The organism is Vibrio crassostreae 9ZC13 (assembly GCF_000272045.2).
In the GTDB taxonomy this organism is placed as follows: Bacteria; Pseudomonadota; Gammaproteobacteria; order Enterobacterales; family Vibrionaceae; genus Vibrio; species Vibrio crassostreae_C.
On record NZ_AJYZ02000002.1, the window covers coordinates 22,001 to 40,878 of the forward strand.

At 46.8% G+C, this 18,878-nt stretch carries 14 protein-coding genes; 3 read left to right on the forward strand and 11 right to left on the reverse strand.

Annotated elements, in window-relative coordinates:
- Window positions 1-108: 108 nt before the first annotated feature.
- Window positions 109-1,398: a phosphoribosylamine--glycine ligase gene (gene purD / locus A136_RS00120; protein WP_017062702.1), complete on the reverse strand. Its 1,290-nt coding sequence runs from the start codon at window positions 1,396-1,398 to the stop codon at window positions 109-111.
- A gap of 133 nt (window positions 1,399-1,531) precedes the next feature.
- Window positions 1,532-3,139, reverse strand: a complete 1,608-nt coding sequence (gene purH, locus A136_RS00125) for a bifunctional phosphoribosylaminoimidazolecarboxamide formyltransferase/IMP cyclohydrolase (protein WP_017063656.1) — start codon at window positions 3,137-3,139, stop codon at window positions 1,532-1,534.
- Between the two features lie 325 nt (window positions 3,140-3,464).
- Between purH and zntR the strand changes: the two genes are divergently transcribed.
- Window positions 3,465-3,905, forward strand: a complete 441-nt coding sequence (gene zntR / locus A136_RS00130) for a Zn(2+)-responsive transcriptional regulator (protein ID WP_017062704.1) — start codon at window positions 3,465-3,467, stop codon at window positions 3,903-3,905.
- 88 nt (window positions 3,906-3,993) lie between these two features.
- On the opposite strand, the gene fis is transcribed toward zntR, so the two are convergent.
- From fis to A136_RS00175, 9 genes are all read right to left on the reverse strand, one after another.
- A complete protein-coding gene (gene fis / locus A136_RS00135; protein WP_004729744.1) occupies window positions 3,994-4,290 on the reverse strand; it encodes a DNA-binding transcriptional regulator Fis in 297 nt (98 codons plus the stop codon).
- A 23-nt stretch (window positions 4,291-4,313) separates the two neighbouring features.
- Window positions 4,314-5,282, reverse strand: a complete 969-nt coding sequence (gene dusB / locus A136_RS00140) for a tRNA dihydrouridine synthase DusB (RefSeq protein WP_032546269.1) — start codon at window positions 5,280-5,282, stop codon at window positions 4,314-4,316.
- 140 nt (window positions 5,283-5,422) lie between these two features.
- Window positions 5,423-6,310 carry a 50S ribosomal protein L11 methyltransferase gene (gene prmA / locus A136_RS00145; RefSeq protein WP_017055901.1) on the reverse strand — a complete coding sequence of 296 codons (888 nt, stop codon included), beginning with the start codon at window positions 6,308-6,310 and terminating at the stop codon, window positions 5,423-5,425.
- A 170-nt stretch (window positions 6,311-6,480) separates the two neighbouring features.
- Entirely contained in the window at window positions 6,481-7,824 is a 1,344-nt protein-coding gene (accC, locus tag A136_RS00150) for an acetyl-CoA carboxylase biotin carboxylase subunit (RefSeq protein WP_017062706.1), read from the reverse strand.
- 15 nt (window positions 7,825-7,839) lie between these two features.
- Window positions 7,840-8,292, reverse strand: coding sequence for an acetyl-CoA carboxylase biotin carboxyl carrier protein (accB, locus tag A136_RS00155; RefSeq protein WP_017062707.1), 453 nt, complete (start codon window positions 8,290-8,292; stop codon window positions 7,840-7,842).
- 74 nt (window positions 8,293-8,366) lie between these two features.
- Entirely contained in the window at window positions 8,367-8,816 is a 450-nt protein-coding gene (gene aroQ / locus A136_RS00160; protein ID WP_010435475.1) for a type II 3-dehydroquinate dehydratase, read from the reverse strand.
- Between the two features lie 322 nt (window positions 8,817-9,138).
- Window positions 9,139-11,088 (reverse strand): acetate--CoA ligase, encoded by a 1,950-nt coding sequence (gene acs / locus A136_RS00165; protein WP_017063658.1) that lies wholly within the window; start codon window positions 11,086-11,088, stop codon window positions 9,139-9,141.
- A 218-nt stretch (window positions 11,089-11,306) separates the two neighbouring features.
- Entirely contained in the window at window positions 11,307-11,939 is a 633-nt protein-coding gene (locus tag A136_RS00170; RefSeq protein WP_017062708.1) for a 3'-5' exonuclease, read from the reverse strand.
- 10 nt (window positions 11,940-11,949) lie between these two features.
- Window positions 11,950-13,782: a DUF294 nucleotidyltransferase-like domain-containing protein gene (locus A136_RS00175; RefSeq protein WP_017063659.1), complete on the reverse strand. Its 1,833-nt coding sequence runs from the start codon at window positions 13,780-13,782 to the stop codon at window positions 11,950-11,952.
- A gap of 232 nt (window positions 13,783-14,014) precedes the next feature.
- On the opposite strand from A136_RS00175, the gene A136_RS00180 reads away from it, so the two are divergent.
- Entirely contained in the window at window positions 14,015-15,211 is a 1,197-nt protein-coding gene (locus tag A136_RS00180; RefSeq protein ID WP_017062710.1) for a 3-phenylpropionate MFS transporter, read from the forward strand.
- Window positions 15,212-15,329: 118 nt separating this feature from the next.
- Window positions 15,330-18,761: a hybrid sensor histidine kinase/response regulator gene (locus A136_RS00185; RefSeq protein WP_032546799.1), complete on the forward strand. Its 3,432-nt coding sequence runs from the start codon at window positions 15,330-15,332 to the stop codon at window positions 18,759-18,761.
- Window positions 18,762-18,878 lie beyond the last annotated feature (117 nt).

Genomic DNA, 18,878 nt, shown 5'->3' on the forward strand with positions numbered 1-18,878 from the left:
CTTGTGTAAATGAGATAATAAAAGGCGCCTATTGAGGCGCCTTTTTCTGTTATTCACTTGCTGTCATTTGCTTACTGTTATTGGAAAGTAAGCGAGCAACAAGATTGTTTACTGCTCTTGTTCGCGCGCAATCGCACGGTAACCAATATCATTGCGGTGGAACATACCATTCCAGCTAACTTGCTTCGTCAACGCGTAAGCGCGCTCTTGAGCCTCAGAAACCGTATTGCCCAGTGCTGTTGCACAAAGTACACGACCGCCGTTTGTCACAACGTCGCCAGCTTCATTATTTGTCGTACCCGCGTGGAAAACCTTTTGACCTTCAACTTCGCTTGTTGGTAGTGAAATAACGTCACCTTTTGCGTAGTCAGCAGGGTAACCGCCAGCCGCAAGAACAACACCGATAGAAGCGCGTGGATCCCACTTCGATTCTGCTTCGTCGAGCTTCTCGTCGATAGCCATTAGGCAAAGTTCAACAAGGTCTGACTCCATACGCATCATGATAGGTTGCGTTTCAGGGTCGCCAAAGCGGCAGTTGTATTCGATAACTTTAGGTGTGCCGTCAGCATCGATCATTAGGCCAGCGTAAAGGAAACCTGTGTAAGGTGCGCCTTCTGCGTCCATACCACGTACCGTTGGGTAGATAACTTCCTCAAGGATACGGTTGTGGATTTCTGGAGTTACAACCGGCGCAGGAGAGTAAGCACCCATGCCGCCCGTGTTTGGCCCAGTGTCTTTGTCGCCAACACGTTTGTGATCTTGGCTGGTGGCCATAGGAAGCACGCTAGAGCCGTCAACCATTACGATGAAGCTTGCTTCTTCGCCTTCGAGGAACTCTTCGATAACAACGCGGCTGCCTGCTTCGCCAAAGGCGTTGCCCGCTAGCATGTCTTTGATTGCGTCTTCTGCTTCTTCAAGGGTCATCGCAACGATAACGCCTTTACCTGCCGCAAGACCGTCAGCTTTCACTACGATAGGAGCGCCTTGCTCGCGAACGTAAGCGATAGCTGGCTCAATCTCAGTGAAGTTTGAGTAGTAACCTGTTGGGATATCATGACGAGCTAGGAAGTCTTTAGTGAATGCTTTAGAGCCTTCAAGCTGTGCTGCAGCTTGAGTAGGGCCGAAGATTGGCAAACCTACTTCGCGGAATGCATCAACCACACCGATAACCAATGGTGCTTCAGGGCCCACGATAGTCAGTTCGATTTTTTTATCTTGAGCAAACGCGACTAAACCAGCGATGTCTTCAACGCCGATGTTTACGTTCTCTAGTTTTGGCTCAAGTGCAGTGCCTGCGTTACCTGGAGCGATGAATACTGTTTCAACGTTTGGGTTTTGTGCTGCTTTCCAACCTAGTGCATGCTCACGACCGCCAGCACCAATAATCAATACATTCATGTTTTAAACCTTCAATCAAAATTGATAGTAGTAGAACTAGAAAATGTCTGAGCAACACTAAATGATAGTGTTGCTCATCTCGGAGCGCAGCGTTCTCGTTTCCCGTAGCGAAGCGCTCTCGTATCTTTTCTTTCTAGTGGCGGAAGTGACGCATGCCCGTAAAGATCATCGCCATGCCGTGTTCGTCTGCTGCTGCGATAACTTCGTCATCACGCATAGAGCCGCCCGGTTGGATAACACACTTGATGCCAGCCTCTGCAGCCGCGTCGATACCGTCACGGAATGGGAAGAATGCATCTGATGCCATCACACAGCCTTCAACCTGTAGACCTTCGTCTGCAGCTTTGATGCCTGCGATTTTCGCAGAGTAAACGCGGCTCATTTGGCCAGCGCCAACACCAATTGTCATGTCGCCTTTCGAGTAAACGATAGCGTTAGATTTAACGTATTTCGCTACTTTCCAGCAGAATAGAGCATCTTTCAATTCTTCAGCTGTAGGTTGGCGCTTAGAAACCACTTTAAGGTCATCTTCAGACACCATGCCTTGGTCGCGGTCTTGAACTAGCAAACCACCGTTAACGCGTTTAACGTCAAAGCCAGTTGTCTTCGTTGTCCACTCACCACACTCAAGTAGGCGAAGGTTTTTCTTAGCCGCTACGATTGCTACTGCTTCAGCAGAAACTGATGGTGCAATGATAACTTCAACGAATTGACGCTCAGTGATAGCCGTTGCTGTTGCAGCGTCTAGCTCACGGTTGAAAGCGATGATGCCGCCAAATGCAGAAGTTGGGTCTGTTTTGAATGCACGGTCGTAAGCTTCTAGGATGTCTTCACCTAGTGCAACACCACATGGGTTAGCGTGCTTAACGATCACACATGCTGGCTGGTCGAACTCTTTCACACACTCAAGTGCTGCGTCGGTGTCAGCGATGTTGTTGTAAGAAAGGGCTTTACCTTGAATCTGGCGAGCTGTAGAAACTGATGCTTCTTCAGGGTTTGCTTCAACGTAGAATGCGGCTGCCTGGTGGCTGTTCTCACCGTAGCGCATGTCTTGCTTTTTCTCGAACTGTTGGTTGAACGTGCGAGGGAATTTGCTCTTGTTTTCAGGAGAAGGTTCGTCACCTTCTTTGTTCTCACCGTAAGATGGAACCATAGTGCCGAAGTAGTTTGCGATCATGCCGTCGTAAGAAGCGGTGTGCTCGAATGCTGCGATAGCGAGGTCGAAGCGAGTCTCTAGTGTTAGAGATTTATCGTTCGCGTCCATTTCAGCGACAACGCGCTCGTAGTCGTGTGCGTTAACAACGATCGTTACGTCTTTGTGGTTTTTCGCTGCAGAGCGAACCATTGTAGGGCCGCCGATGTCGATGTTCTCAACAGCATCAGCAAGGGTACAACCTTCTTTAGCAACGGTTTCTGCGAATGGGTATAGGTTTACAACAACCATATCGATAGGGTTGATACCGTGAGTTTCCATCACGTCATCATCTTGGCCACGACGGCCTAGAACACCACCATGAACTTTTGGGTGCAGAGTCTTAACACGGCCATCCATCATTTCTGGGAAACCAGTGTAGTCAGATACTTCTGTAACAGAGATGCCTTTATCAGCAAGCAGGCGAGCAGTGCCACCGGTAGATAGGATATCTACACCACGGTTAGCAAGAGCTTGTGCAAATTCAACGATACCAGTTTTGTCTGATACGCTGATTAGAGCGCGGCGAATTGGACGAGCGTTATTCATGCTTCCATCTTCCTCAAATTCATGGGGTTAAAATAAAGATATTTGCCAAAAAAGAACTTGTTTCTATCTTCTTAGCGTGGATTATCTTAGATACCAGTAAGAGATAAAATATTGGCCAGTTTTGGTAAAGACCTTTTGGGTTAGTCTTATGATTAAGCTATAAGATAACCAACTCCAAATTTGATGGCGCAGATTCTAACTAATTTATTACAAAAAAGCTCGCGCAATCGTTTGGCATCTCAAAATTAATTATGAAAAGTGCCATTTCAGCCTGAAAAGTAACGATAAGGTTAATTGTGGAATGGACGAAACAGTAGGAAAAAACATGTTTCAGATCGGTGAATTAGCGAAGCGATGCGGTGTGACAGCCGATACCTTGCGATTTTATGAGAAGAATAACCTGATCGCGCCAGCCAGTCGCAGTGACTCGGGTTATCGCCTATATGATGAAAATAACCAGAAACAGGTGACGTTTATTCTCAAATCTAAAGCGTTGGGGCTGAGTTTGGACGAGATTAAAGAATTGCTTGAGATTCGCCTCGAGGCCACACAGCACAGTTGCGCTGAAGTGAAGTCGATTACCTCAGCAAAGCTAGAGATGATTGATGAGAAGATTACCGAGTTAACTAAGATTCGCACCGCACTTAAAAAGATTAATGATGCGTGTTGTGGTCACGTAGACGATGATGCAAGCCATTGTTCGATTCTAGCAGCCTTGGACTCAGCAAACGTCGACAAAGGTCGCTGCTGTCGCACTGGAGAGTAATCAGCGACTATCACGGATCGACAAGCCAAAAAAAAGCCAAACTCAACAATGAGCTTGGCTTTCAATTCAATAAATTACGAAAGAACGATTAGTTCATGCCGTATTTTTTAAGTTTCTTGCGAAGAGTACCGCGGTTAATACCCATCATGGTTGCTGCGCGAGTTTGGTTACCGCGAGTGTACTGCATGATAGTGTCTAGTAGTGGCTGTTCAACTTCAGCTAATACTAATTCGTATAACTCGCTGACTTCTTGACCGTTTAATTGAGCAAGGTAATTTTTCAATGATGCTTTAACTGAGTCACGTAGTGGCTTCTGCGTGATTTGGTCTTGTGATGTAACTGTAGTTACTGTCAATGCTTCTGAAGTCAGATTTTGTTCGAACATATTCGGTCTAGCTCTTCTCGTAATTATGGTGCAACGTTATCAAAAAAACCTTCTAGCGCTTCAAGCTGCAGATCACCTGCTTCGAATGCGTTGAAGGTACGGCGAAACTCACTCGCTTGTTCATGTTCTTTTAGATACCAACCCACATGCTTACGAGCGATGCGAGGGCCTAAAAACTCTCCATAAAATTCATGTAGAGCGTGCACATGACCAAGCATGATGTCTTTCACTTCCGAAATCGGGAGTGGGTCCATCGTGGTGCCGTTTTCCAAATAGTGTAGGATTTCGTTAAAAATCCAAGGACGTCCTTGGGCAGGTCGACCTATCATTAAAGCATCAGCGCCGGTGTACTCCAGCACAAACTTCGCTTTTTCCGGACTATCGATATCACCGTTAGCGATAACCGGAATAGATACTGCTTGTTTCGCTGCTTTAATGTGTTTGTATTCTGCCTCACCTTTGTACATACAAGCGCGAGTTCTTCCATGGAGCGCAAGAGCTTGTATGCCGCAGTCTTCGGCTATTTTCGCGATTTGGACACAGTTTCTATTGTCTGTATCCCAGCCTGTGCGCGTTTTCAACGTTACTGGAACGTCGACAGCATTTACCACCGCTTTCAGAATGTCTTCAATGAGTTCTGGATGCTGCAGTAAGGCTGAGCCCGCAAGCTTCTTATTCACTTTTTTGGCTGGACAACCCATGTTGATATCGATGATTTGCGCACCGTTATCGACATTAAATTGAGCAGCCTCGGCCATAAGCTGTGGATCTGCACCAGCGATTTGTACTGAACGAATGCCCGATTCGCCTTCATGTACCATACGCTGCTGAGACTTTGACGTTTTCCAAACTTTCGGATTGGAGGACATCATTTCACTGACTGCCATCCCCGCACCGTAGCGAAGACACAACTCACGGAATGGTCTATCCGTTACGCCAGCCATAGGAGCGACGATTAGATTGTTCTTAAGTTGATAATTTCCGATTTTCAAAAATGTCATCACAGTTCTGTACCAGCAAGGGCGCGCATTTTACGCATTTTTTCGCTGCGTGAAAAGACTAATATTTGAGCATTTACAATTTGTTTTTGTAATTTGTTTAAATTTCAGTCAATTAGCGCCCAAAGTCTTGTCTAGCCTTGCTTGCGACCTGAGATTCGACACCATTCTTGTTGTTCGATGATCGGATCAATGTGAAGCTCATCACGATAATAAGTGGCAACATCTTCTGCTTGTGTATCTAAAACACCCGACATCGCAAGTACACCATTTGGCTTAACTAGGCCCTTGATGATGCCAGAAAGGTCGCGTAATGGACCCGCAAGAATGTTGGCAACAACAACGTCTGCTAGCAAACCTTCCGGTTGATCTTGTGGCAAGAACACCTCTAGTTGCTCAGCAACGCCATTGCGTTGTGCGTTGTCTTTTGATGCAAGCAGAGCTTGAGGATCAATGTCGATCCCGATAACTTTTGCTGCGCCTAGTTTGATCGCAGCGATCGCTAGGATGCCTGAGCCACAACCGAAGTCGATCACGGTTTTGCCTGCAAGGTCTAAGCCTTCAAGCCACTCAAGACACAATGCCGTTGTCGGGTGAGTACCTGTACCAAATGCAAGGCCAGGGTCTAGCATTACGTTAACAGCGTCAGGTTCAGGGATATCGCGCCAGCTAGGGCAGATCCATAAACGCTCACCAAACTTCATTGGGTGGAAGTTGTCCATCCATTCACGCTCCCAATCCTTGTCTTCAATTTGCTCTACTTTATGAGCAAAGTCTGCAGGGAACATGTTGCTTGCTTTAATCTGCGCTAGAACGACACCAGTATCAGTCTCAGCGTCGTAAAGCGCGAGAATGTCAGTATCACCCCAAAGGCGAGTTTCGCCTGGCAGAGGCTCAAATACAGGGGTATCTTGTGCATCCAGGAAAGTTACAGAAAGAGCACCAGTCTCTTCCATTAACATGTCGCCGATTTGTTCGGCATTTTCATTGGTAGCATTAAGCTTGATTTGAATCCAAGGCATGGCTGCATCTTCTATATGAGAAAAATTGGATGGCGAGTCTAGCAGAAAATATGAGCAAATTCACCAAAACCCCACGGAATATAATGGGGATTAAAGATTGATTTTTTCGGCGGTTCAAAAACAAAAATGCTCACCGAAGTGAGCATTTTGACTGTTCTTAAACGAACGGATTATGACAAACCAAGTTTCTTCTCAAGGTAGTGGATGTTTGCACCACCGTGTTGGAAGTTTTCGTCGTTCATAATAGACAGTTGAAGCTCAGTATTAACGTTAATACCTTCAACAATCATTTCACCCAATGCGTTCTTCATACGAGCGATAGCAACATCACGGTTCTCACCGTAAGTGATCAGCTTACCAATCATTGAATCGTAGTGTGGTGGCACTGTGTAACCCGTGTAGATGTGAGATTCCCAACGTACGCCCATGCCGCCTGGTGCGTGGAAACGTTCAATCTTACCTGGTGAAGGTAGGAAACGAACTGGATCTTCAGCATTGATACGACATTCGATTGAGTGGCCACGCAGCTTAATGTCATCCTGAGTGAATGATAGAGGCTGACCAGCTGCAATACGTAGCTGTTCTTTCACTAGGTCGATACCCGTTACCATTTCAGTAATCGTGTGTTCAACCTGGATACGAGTGTTCATTTCGATGAAGTAGAATTCACCGTTCTCGTATAGGAATTCAAATGTACCTGCACCGCGGTAACCGATCTCAATACATGCACGAGTACAACGTTCGCCAATGTACTTACGCATCTCTTCAGTGATACCTGGAGCTGGCGCTTCTTCCACAACTTTCTGGTGACGACGTTGCATTGAACAGTCACGCTCACCTAGGTGGATAGCATTACCTTGGCCATCTGCAAGCACTTGTACTTCAATGTGACGGGGGTTTTCTAGGAATTTCTCCATGTAAACCATGTCGTTGTTGAAACATGCTTTTGCTTCAGCACGAGTCATCGCGATAGCTTCTGTTAATTCTGCTTCAGAACGAACAACACGCATACCACGACCGCCGCCGCCGCCAGATGCCTTGATGATAACTGGGAAGCCAATGCGTTTAGCGTGCGCTTTGTTTTTTGCTTCGTCGTCGTCAAGAGGGCCGTCAGAACCTGGTACACAAGGTACGCCAGCTTTCTTCATTGACGTGATAGCTGACACTTTGTCACCCATCATGCGAATGGTTTCAGCTTTAGGGCCAACGAAGATAAAGCCACTGCGCTCTACCTGTTCTGCAAAGTCTGCATTTTCAGATAGGAAGCCGTAGCCAGGGTGAACAGCTACTGCACCTGTAACTTCAGCTGCGCTGATGATACGAGGGATGTTTAGGTAGCTATCGATACCACGAGCTGGACCGATACAAATGGTTTCGTCTGCAAGCAGTACGTGCTTAAGGTCACGGTCAGCAGTTGAGTGAACCGCTACCGTTTTAATGCCAAGCTCTTTACATGCACGCAGAATACGTAGTGCAATCTCACCACGGTTCGCGATTACTAATTTATCTAACATAATGAGTGCTCTCTATTATTCGATAATTACTAGAGCTTGGTCGAATTCTACTGGTTGACCGTCTTCAACTAGGATAGCTGTTACAACACCAGATTTATCAGCTTCGATTTGGTTCATCATTTTCATTGCTTCAACGATACATAGCGTTTCGCCAGCAGTTACAGATTGACCAACTTTAACGAATGGTTTTGCGTCTGGGCTTGGAGCGCCGTAGAAAGTACCAACCATTGGAGAAAGAACTTGGTGACCAGCTGGAACTGCAGGAGCTGCTGCTTCTGCTGCTACAGGTGCCGCCGCAGGAGCTGCTGCCGCTACAGGTGCTGGAGCAGCTGCATATTGAACAGGTGCTACAGGTGCAGTGCTGTTACGACTGATTCGTACTGACTCTTCACCTTCAGAGATTTCTAGCTCAGAAATACCAGACTCTTCAACCAATTCGATTAGCTTTTTGATTTTGCGAATATCCATTGTTTCTTTCTCTTTATCTGTTAATTGAACTTACTCTATGACTGAGTAGGTTAGTAATAGTTCGTTGTTTATGTTTACTTTGAGTTGAGCTTGCTGAGCGCAGCGGTCAAAGCAAATTGATAACCTTGGGCACCTAAGCCACAAATCACACCTTCTGCTTTATCAGATAGGTAAGAGTGGTGACGGAATGGTTCACGTGCGTGAACATTCGATAGATGAACCTCAATAAATGGGATGGCAACGCCAAGTAGTGCATCACGCAGTGCCACACTGGTATGTGTAAAGGCTGCTGGGTTGATAATAATAAAATCAACATTTTGATAAGCACTATGGATCGCTTCAATCAGTTCATACTCACGATTTGACTGTAAGTGAGATAGCTCAACATCGTGTGCTTTCGCTTGCTCGGTCAGTGAGCTAATAATCTGGTCAAGTGTTTGAGAACCGTAGTGTGCAGGCTCTCTAAGGCCTAACAGGTTAAGGTTTGGGCCATTTAAAACTAGAATGCGAAACTTTGTAGACATCGTGGGGCTATCTTCCTTTATCGTGTTTACGAACGTGAATGTTGCCATTTTATTGAAAATTTGCGGTTAATTTCCAGTGAGAAAAACCCAAATTTAAAAATTAGAACCAGATTATAGCTAATTCAGCGCAAATCGCAGCAATTTACTGGTCTAATCTCCTATTGATACAGCTTGGAATTGTTACCAACTTAACAAAAAAGCGTCTTAGCCTTAATTTGGGGCGGGATATTTGAGATCAAGATCAGCCATAAAAAAACCGCCACATAGGTGACGGTTTAGAAAGTGTTGTTTTAAACAGTGATTAGCTGCTGTGACTGGTTGCTTATGCCAGTTCTGCTTTCTCGGCAATCAGCTTATCAACCACACTTGGGTCGGCCAGTGTCGAGGTATCACCTAGGTTACCTGTATCGCCAGTCGCGATTTTACGCAGGATACGACGCATGATTTTACCCGAACGAGTTTTTGGTAGAGAGTCGGTCCAGTGCAGTACATCTGGCGTTGCAATTGGGCCAATCTCTTTACGTACCCAGTCTTTCACTTCTTTATGAAGCTCTGCGGTTGGGAACTCGCCATCATTCAGTGTGATGTAAGCATAAATTGCTTGGCCTTTAATATCATGAGGGATGCCCACAATCGCGGCTTCTGCAATCTTATCGAACGCGACTAGAGCCGATTCAATCTCAGCAGTACCCATACGGTGACCTGATACGTTAAGTACATCATCGACACGCCCCGTAATCCAGTAGTAACCGTCTTCATCACGACGAGCGCCGTCACTGGTGAAGTACATGCCTTTAAAGGTCGAGAAGTAAGTCTGTTCGAAGCGGTCATGATCGCCATGAACGGTACGCATTTGGCCTGGCCAAGAGTCAAGAATCACTAGGTTGCCGTCTGTTGCACCCTCAATGATGTTACCCATGTTATCAACCAGTGCCGGTTGCACACCGAAGAATGGACGAGTTGCAGAGCCCGGTTTCAGGTCTGTTGCGCCTGGTAGCGGTGCAATCAAGATACCGCCCGTTTCTGTTTGCCACCATGTATCAACAATTGGAGATTGCTCATTACCGATTGTTTTGTAGTACCACTCCCACGCCTCTGGGTTGATAGGTTCACCCACTGAGCCCATGATTCTTAGGCTGTCACGAGAAGTACCTTCAACGGCTTCATTGCTTTTCGCCATCAATGCACGAATAGCCGTTGGCGCCGTATAAAGAATATTAACTTGGTGCTTATCGACCACTTCGCTCATGCGGCTGGTGTTCGGGTAATTTGGCACGCCTTCAAACAGAATCGTTTTTGCGCCATTAGCAAGCGGTCCGTAAACAAGATATGTGTGACCGGTAATCCAACCCACATCGGCTGTACACCAGAAAGTCTCGCCTTCTTGGTAATCGAATACGTATTTGAAGGTCATCGCAGCATAAACAAGGTAGCCACCTGTGGTGTGCATAACGCCTTTAGGTTTACCTGTTGAGCCTGACGTATAAAGGATGAATAGTGGATCTTCTGCGTTCATCTCTTCTGGTGGGCAATCTGCAGATACATTAGCAATAGCATCGTGCCACCACACATCGCGATGTTCGTGCCATGCCACATCACCGCCAGTGCGTTTGAATACAACAACCTTCTCGATGTTTTTCACTTCAGGGTTCGTCAGTGCTTCATCGACATTCTTTTTCAGTGGAACAGCACGGCCGCCACGCACGCCTTCATCGGCAGTGATAACGACTTTAGAATTTGAATCGATAATACGACCAGACAGTGCTTCTGGTGAGAAACCACCAAATACGACTGTGTGAACCGCACCGATACGGGTACACGCCAGCATGGCTACTGCCGCTTCTGGCACCATTGGCATGTATAAACAAACCACATCACCTTTGCGCACGCCTTGCTCTTTTAGAGCATTCGAAAACAGGCACACTTCTTTATGCAGTTCATTAAAAGTTAGAGTTTTATCATCTGCCGGGTCATCGCCTTCCCAGATGATAGCGACTTCATCACCGCGCTCAGCAAGGTGGCGGTCGATACAGTTAGCCGAAACGTTAAGCGTGCCATCTTCAAACCAGCGAATATCAATGTGGCCAGGGTCGAAAGAGGTGTTTTTTACTTGTGTGAAAGGTTTGATCCAATCAACGATTTTTCCGTGTTCACCCCAAAAGCCTTCAGGGTCAGAAACAGATTGCTGGTACATGGCTAGGTAAGTGTCATTATCCGCGTGTGTGGTTGATTTAATATTTTCTTTTACCGGATAAACGTGGGCTTCACTCATTGCATCTCTCCTTGTGCCTACATTCCTAATGAACTGGCAACTTCCTTTGTGTTCAGTTTCTAGGTCTATTACAGAACCGTCTTTGTGTTATCACTCTCGGCTAGGACGGCGATTTCCACAATTAGACTTTAGGATGAGACGCTGCTTTTCACTTACAAAATAGCGAGTTAAGTTCAATTTTGAGATGTTGCTCTCTATGTGAAGCGCCAGTGGTTGAATTAAGAATAAGAAGAGTTGAAACGGGGAAGGTCACCATGTTTCAGGCGCACAAAGATCAGCGCAGCGGAGATAGCGTCTTGTAATGCATCATGTTTATTGACCGGGATAGGTAAATCGAGTTGGCGACAGATGGCGTCCATACTGAGATCAAAATAGGCATTGGGCAGCTGTCTTTCGAGTTTGTCTTGATAGAGTTGGCTCACTTCGACTAATCGGTTAGGCAGTGGAAATCCAAGCTGTTTTAAACAGGCGCGGTCGAGAATTTTTTTATCATAGCGGATGTGATAGCCGACTAAAGGACGATTTCCAATGAAGTTCAGTAGCTCGATTAAAGCCTGTTTTTCTTCGATGCCGTGCTTTAGATCTTGATGACGGATACGGTGGATTTTTATTGAATTGCAATCGAGCGATTGGGGGGCGCGCAACCGGACTTCAAAAGGTTGGCTGGTAATGATTCGGTTACCGATGATCTTGGTCGCGGCAATGGTAACTAATTCTGCCTGATTGGGATCTAGGCTGGTGGTTTCACAATCGAGCGATACATATTCATGATCAATAGGCGCAGTAAACAGAGGCTGATAGAGGGAGCCTTTGAGCTTGTGATGCCAGTAATAGCGAACCAACCTATTCATCGTTCAATGCCTAATCCCGTATCTGATAGTGGTAGCCGAGCCATTGCTTGAATTTCTTCACCACGTGCAGGCTATGACGAAGCAGATCCCTGTCTGCTCGTTCCATCAGTTTGACGTTAATCTTGTTGCTGCTGTGCTGCTGAGAAAGCCTTTGGGCTAAGCGCCACTTAAAGAATTGCTTGAGTGCTTCACTGAGATTATCGGCAGTACTTTGCTCTAATACTTTCTTGCTGACCAGCTGCTCAATGCGTTCGAAGGTGTTGTTGACCGTGACACCATGTTCTAGGCAAAGCGCTCTCACACCATGCACGATAGGGAAAATACCGCCTTGTTTGATATCGAGTCCGGACTTAGATTGCTTCACATTACCAAACAGGGTCAGGGGAACTGAGAAGTTCAGCGCCGGGCGGCAGAACTCCGTCAGAATCAATTCTTGTCCGAGCATTAAATCACTGAGGTGCTGCTTTACAGGTTTTAATAACTCTCTATTCCCCGCTACTGCGTGTGCATCTGCCATGATCGCGATATCCATCACGGTGTCTGGCGTGGCTTTTTTTACCCAATGGGTGAGGGTTTGTTTCCACTCTTGTTCTGAATGCACCCATTTCGGATTGTTGACCATTACGTTGCCCGGGCACAGTGGGTAACCCAATTGTTGAAGGGTATGGGTGAGGTCGTTCATGGCACTTTGGCATTGATGCCATTCCAAACCATCTTGAATAATCAGAGCGTTGTCTTGATCGGTTTTGAGAATTTGTTCTCCACGGCCTTCGGAACCCAATACGATTAGGCAGCAATGATTATGCAGTGCAGGTGGGATCACCAACTCAAAAGCTTTCTCTATGATCTGTTCATTAACCGCAGAAATCAGCTCCATGATAAAGCGTGTGCGAATCCCGTTACTGAGTAAGCTCTCGACCAGCTGACGCTGTTTGTTAGAAGCCATTGCCAATTCTTCAACGCTGGTGGCGCGCGCAATACGCAAAGTAAGAACGTGGGAGTGTGTGGAGAATGCACTGAGAATCTGTGTCATATCCACCATGCCGACCGCATTTTTACCATCACAAACCATCAACCTTTTTACTCGATTTCTGGTCATGGTAATCATGGCGTTAAATAAGAAATCGCCTTGGTTCACGTGCATCACCGGAAACGTTGCGATCTCACCGACAGGCGCATCCAGTGTGAAATTATCGAGCATCACAGCATGCAATAAATTGGTTCGAGTGACGATTCCATACGGCAAGGAACATGATAATCCAAAAGCTTTTGGATCATTATGTTCCAAATGGACTAGGGCCGAGTCTAACCCTTGTTCTTTAAGGGTTTGAGTGACTTGGTTGATCGGTTGGTTTGGTTCAAGTATCAGTGGTGGGTGATAGATAGAGTCATCCACTTTGGTTAATATAAACTCGGCAAGATTCTGTTGCTGCTGGGCGGCTTCTATCAAAGCTTTTCGTGTTGATAGGTTGCTATCAAAGTAGGCAGCGAATTGGCCATTGGCGTGGTAAAGCTCAAGAAAAATATCGGTGGGCAGCAGATAACTTAATGTATCTTCGAGTGCGATATATTGGTGTTTGGTGTGGGGTTCAAACTGGCTGCGGACATCAAAAATATCGTCATTGGCATAGTGTGCGTAAATCTCACCATCACTGCTCGCGCGCTCTTCAACAGCTCCTTTGATCAAAATATGCAGGTGTCGGCTCGGCCTTTCAGCTTCCAGTATCACTTCTTGAGAGCGGTAATACACCACGTCTAATGAAGAGCGAAGCTTCAACTGTTCGGCGTCGGACAGGCTATCGAAGGGCGGGTGCTGCATATTAAATTTGTCAGGCATAAGCATCACAAGAAGAAATGGGAGTCTTTAATCAGTCTGACAAAATACCAGCGAAGCTCCAGACGACTTTAGTCTAAATGCGAGTATGAGTATTGATGAGCGTGAAATCTCTTGTTGAAATGCGATATCCAGACCCATTGAATATGGGAATACTATCCCAGTAATAATTCCCTTTTTCATCGTATGCGAGATAGGCATAATTGGTGCTGCCTTTTTCCGCACACTTTATAGGTCATTTATGTTTAGCCCTTCACCCTATGGCTGGATCTCTCAGTATTTTCTTGGTTTCTTTTTTGCGTATGGCGTGTATTTGCCATTTTGGGCGTTGTGGTTTGAAGACCAAGGCGTGTCTGCTGGTGATATTGGCGTATTGATTGGTATCGGCTTTGCGACTCGTTGTGTGGCCAACTTAGTGATTACGCCGCGTATCCATAAAGTGGAACACTTGATGCCAGCGCTACGCTGTTTGAGTTTCGCTGCGCTGCTGTTTGTCGGTTTCCACTTCTTCACCGGTGGCAGCTTTATACTGATGTTGTTGGCAACGGTACTGTTTAACCTCTGTTGTGGGCCGATCATTCCTCTTTCTGATGCGATGGCTAACCATTACAGTCGTTTGAAAATGCTCGACTACGGCCGAACTCGTCTTTGGGGATCAATTGCCTTTATCGCAGGTTCAACGGTTGTTGGCTATTTGGTGGCACAATTCGGCACCGACATGATTTTGTATACTGCGCTTGCCGGTGTGTTGCTGTCATTGATTCTTGCGATGAGAAACCCCAATGTGATGCCAGTAACACAATCTGAGCAACAAGCGGCGCGACCAAAACTAGGTGAACTGCTGCGTGAGTCGTCAGTGGTAAAGTTTTTAGCCTTGATGGCGCTGCTGCAAGGTAGTCATGCGGCTTACTACAGTTTTAGTGCGATTTATTGGAAAGAAGCGGGTCACTCAGAAGCTATCATCGGTTACTTGTGGAGTTTAGGTGTTGTTGCTGAAGTGGCCGTATTTGCTCTGAGTAAGCGATTATTCTCAGGCTGGTCACTGCGTACTTTGTTTGTCGTCGCGGCTATTGGGGTGATGGCGCGTTGGGGTATTACCGCATCAACCACGGCGATTTTTGCACTGGTGATGGTGCAGTTGCTGCACGGTGTGACATTTGCCATGGCACACATCGCCGCGATTCAATACATCCAATCTGAAGAACAAAACAAGATGGTTGCGCTACAAGCCCTGTATAACGCGATTCCATTAGGTGCCTTTATTGCACTGATGACCACCTTAAGTGGTTGGGGTTATGAGCTTTGGGGCGCAAATATCTTCTGGGGCATGGCTGCAATGGGTGCACTTGCTCTGTTCATTAAGTTGGATGAAAGAAGTTCAGTGGTTGAGATTAATCAATCAGATTCGGAACAGTCAGAATCTCACAGCAAATGCTGATAATTAGAGTCTAAAGCACAGAATTTAAGCGATGCGATTGAGTTAATCACCCATCCTTAGTTAAATGAAACCTCTCCCTTATGGAGAGGTTTTTTTATGGATGAAAAAAGGGTTTTCAATGCAAGGATGGATAGTAATTCCAGTCTCTTTAGCCTACTTGGGCGTGTTATTTCTGATCGCTTGGTATGGAGACAGGCAGGTTCGTTGGCTATCGCGTTGGCGCCCGTGGATCTATAGCCTTTCGATTGCCGTGTATTGTACCTCTTGGACCTTCTATGGAACGGTCGGGCAGGCGAGTAACAACCCTTGGTCTTTTTTACCCATTTACCTCGCCCCGATTCTAGTCTTTACACTAGGCTGGCGGATCTTGGCGCGGCTGATCCTGATTGCGAAGCGGGAACATATCACCTCCATTGCCGACTTTATCGCGGCTCGTTATGGAAAATCTCAGGGCTTAGCGGTGGCGGTGACGGTTATCGCCGTGGTTGGTATCCTTCCTTATATTGCTCTGCAACTGCGTGGTATTACCATGGGGTTGGATATTGTTGCACCCAACCTAGCGGCTGACTTCGGTTATCAGGACTATCATGTGTCTTGGTTTGTGGTCGGTGCTTTGGCTATTTTCACCATGCTGTTTGGTACAAGACACATTGATAACACAGAGCATCACCGTGGCATGATGATGGCGGTGGCGTTTGAATCCATCGTTAAGCTCGCGGCATTCCTGATCGTTGGCCTATTCATCATGTATCTGGCGATGAGCAGCGACAAGATCGACTTGCTTGATGTGGCGGCTTCCACCTACGAATCACCCAATATTCCGACCTTAATTATTCATACCGTTTTGACCATGTTGGCGATTGTCTGTCTGCCACGCCAGTTCCATACCATGGTGGTAGAGAACGAACGTCCTCAAGACCTGCATACCGCTCGTTGGTTGTTTCCGCTTTACCTGATTTTGATGGGACTGTTCGTGCTGCCAATTGCTTGGGCAGGACAAGGACTACTTACTGGTATGCCAGCGGATACCTATGTGATCAGTGTGCCAATGTCAGAAGGCGCTAATCACATTGCCTTGCTGGCTTTCCTTGGTGGTACGTCTGCGGCAAGTGGCATGGTGATAGTGTCGACCATCGCCTTGGCGATCATGGTGTCGAATGATTTAGTGATGCCATTGTTACTGCGCCGTATGCGCCTAACTCAAAGAACCCATCGACACTTTTCTGGCCTGCTATTGGTGATTCGCCGCGGGCTAATTTTACTGCTGTTACTGGGTGCTTGGCTGTTTTATCAGGCGCTCGATACCATCCATTCACTGTCAGCGATTGGCTTTCTTTCCTTTGCTGCGATTGCTCAATTCGCGCCAGCACTTATTGGTGGTTTGTACTGGCGCCCGGGTAACCGCAAGGGCGTGTATGTCGGCTTAATGGTGGGCTCGTTGATTTGGCTGATTACCTTGATGAGCCAAACCAGCATGTTGGCTGGCGACAGTGAAAGTAACCTTTTACTGTGGATTATCACGCCGCCAGAACTGCTCAGTAGCTGGAATATCAGCAGTTCAAACTGGGGCATTGTGCTGAGTATTGTACTTAATACCTTGTGCTATGCCGTGGTTTCGATGACGACTCGCCCAAGCCTAAGTGAGCGCTTACAATCAGCAGCATTTGTTGGCACGCCGCTGCCTGAAAACGAGAATATCAGCCTTTACCAGAACCGAGTGACGGTCGCTGAATTAGAGATGCTGGCGTCGCGTTTTGTGGGCCGTAAGCGTGCCAAAAGTGCCTTACACAGCTATTGGCAACAACACGGTCAGCCGCTGCTTCCTAATCAACAAGCGCCTGCAAGTCTGATTCGACACGCAGAGCGCGTGCTCGCCGGAGTATTCGGTGCTTCGTCTGCTAAGTTAGTACTTACTTCCGCTTTACAGGGAAGAAACATGCAGCTTGAAGAAGTCGCGACCATCGTGGATGAAGCTTCGGAACTGTACGACTTCAGCCGTGGTTTACTGCAAGGCGCGATTGAACATATTGGCCAAGGCATCGCAGTAATCGACAAACAAATGAGGCTGGTGGCGTGGAATCAGCGCTATCTAGAATTGTTTGAGTTCCCTGCTGGTTTGATACAAGTGGGCAGGCCGATCTCCGATGTGATTCGCCATAATGCTCAGCAAGGTTTGTGTGGTCCGGGTGACCCTGAAGATCATGTGCGTCGCCGTGTTTATCATTTGGAGCAAGGCACTCGACATACCTCTTCTCGCATTCGTCCTGATGGTCGAGTGATTGAAGTGCAAGGTAACCCGATGCCAAGTGGTGGCTTTGTGATGAGCTTTACCGACATCACGGTATTCCGACAAGCAGAGCAAGCGCTAAAAGATGCCAACGAAAGTTTGGAATCGAGAGTGCATGAGCGAACTCAAGAACTCGAAAAACTGAACCATCGCTTGGTAAAAGCCACGCAGATTTCGGATCAAGAATCACAATCTAAGAGTCGTTTTCTAGCCGCGGTAAGCCACGATTTGATGCAGCCGCTCAATGCCGCACGTCTATTTGCTTCGTCACTGTCTGAGGTGGCAAAAGAGCAAGAGGTGAAGCAATTGTCATCTCACATCGAGAGTGCACTTGGCGCCGCAGAAGATTTGATTGGTGACTTGCTGGATATCTCTCGATTGGAGTCCGGAAAGTTAGAAACCAACATTCACGCGATTGCCGTGCATGACGTATTAACCAATTTGAACGCGGAATTTAGCGCTCTAGCGAGACAACAGAAAATTGAGTTTAAGATGATTCCGTCGTCATTGTTCATTCATTCAGACCCTAAGCTGTTGAGGCGTGTGATTCAGAACTTTTTGACCAATGCGTTCCGCTACAACCCGGAAGGGAAAGTGGTACTGGGTGCGAGAAGAGTCAATGGACAGGTTCGAATTGATGTGTGGGATAATGGAACCGGTATCGATGAAGACAAGCAACAAGAAATCTTTGAAGAGTTTACTCGTGGCAGCCAAGTACGAGCCGATCAAGGATTGGGGTTAGGGTTAGCAATCTCGAAAGGTATTGCTCATGTGCTTGGCCATCAAATTTCGATGCGCTCATGGCCGGGGCAAGGCAGTGTCTTTTCCATCACCTTAACTAGAGCGGAAAAAGTGGCTCCAGTTGTGCAAGCTTCGACGCCAATGGCGACCAGCGACATCGAACATCTCAAGATATTGTGTGTCGATAATGAACGAGAAATCTTAGTCGGTATGGAAAACCTGATCGGACGTTGGGGCTGTGAGGTTAAGACGGCGGTTGATTTGGTCGAAAGCTTGCAGTGCCTAGATGAGGGTTGGCTACCTGATGTGATTTTCTCTGATTACCGTTTAGATAATGGCAGAACGGGTCTCGAAGTCCTGCAGCAGTGTCGCTTGCGCCTCGGAGACTCTTTTGAAGGGGTCATCATTAGTGCCGATAGAACCGATGACATGTTGGCAGCGATAAAGGCCAACAGCTTTCGCTTTATTGCCAAGCCAGTGAAGCCACTTAAGTTAAGAGCGGTCTTGAATCGAGTGAGCTAGTTTGGGTTAACAGGCTCGGATTAGTACGTTCGTGAGCGGATAGTGAAAAGGCCTCAGATGAGGCCTTTTTTGTCTCTTTTTTTTTTGCGAACGCCGATTCGCTTGTTAATTCAATAA

What these genes read in the sequence shown, in the direction of transcription:
- accC (WP_017062706.1), bottom strand. Translation starts at nt 7,824, where the DNA reads ATGTTAGATAAATTAGTAATCGCGAACCGTGGTGAGATTGCACTACGT.
- A136_RS00175 (WP_017063659.1), bottom strand. Translation starts at nt 13,782, where the DNA reads ATGCTTATGCCTGACAAATTTAATATGCAGCACCCGCCCTTCGATAGC.
- A136_RS00170 (WP_017062708.1), bottom strand. Translation starts at nt 11,939, where the DNA reads ATGAATAGGTTGGTTCGCTATTACTGGCATCACAAGCTCAAAGGCTCC.
- A136_RS00185 (WP_032546799.1), top strand. Translation starts at nt 15,330, where the DNA reads ATGCAAGGATGGATAGTAATTCCAGTCTCTTTAGCCTACTTGGGCGTG.
- fis (WP_004729744.1), bottom strand. Translation starts at nt 4,290, where the DNA reads ATGTTCGAACAAAATCTGACTTCAGAAGCATTGACAGTAACTACAGTT.
- purH (WP_017063656.1), bottom strand. Translation starts at nt 3,139, where the DNA reads ATGAATAACGCTCGTCCAATTCGCCGCGCTCTAATCAGCGTATCAGAC.
- zntR (WP_017062704.1), top strand. Translation starts at nt 3,465, where the DNA reads ATGTTTCAGATCGGTGAATTAGCGAAGCGATGCGGTGTGACAGCCGAT.
- prmA (WP_017055901.1), bottom strand. Translation starts at nt 6,310, where the DNA reads ATGCCTTGGATTCAAATCAAGCTTAATGCTACCAATGAAAATGCCGAA.
- acs (WP_017063658.1), bottom strand. Translation starts at nt 11,088, where the DNA reads ATGAGTGAAGCCCACGTTTATCCGGTAAAAGAAAATATTAAATCAACC.
- aroQ (WP_010435475.1), bottom strand. Translation starts at nt 8,816, where the DNA reads ATGTCTACAAAGTTTCGCATTCTAGTTTTAAATGGCCCAAACCTTAAC.
- purD (WP_017062702.1), bottom strand. Translation starts at nt 1,398, where the DNA reads ATGAATGTATTGATTATTGGTGCTGGCGGTCGTGAGCATGCACTAGGT.
- accB (WP_017062707.1), bottom strand. Translation starts at nt 8,292, where the DNA reads ATGGATATTCGCAAAATCAAAAAGCTAATCGAATTGGTTGAAGAGTCT.
- A136_RS00180 (WP_017062710.1), top strand. Translation starts at nt 14,015, where the DNA reads ATGTTTAGCCCTTCACCCTATGGCTGGATCTCTCAGTATTTTCTTGGT.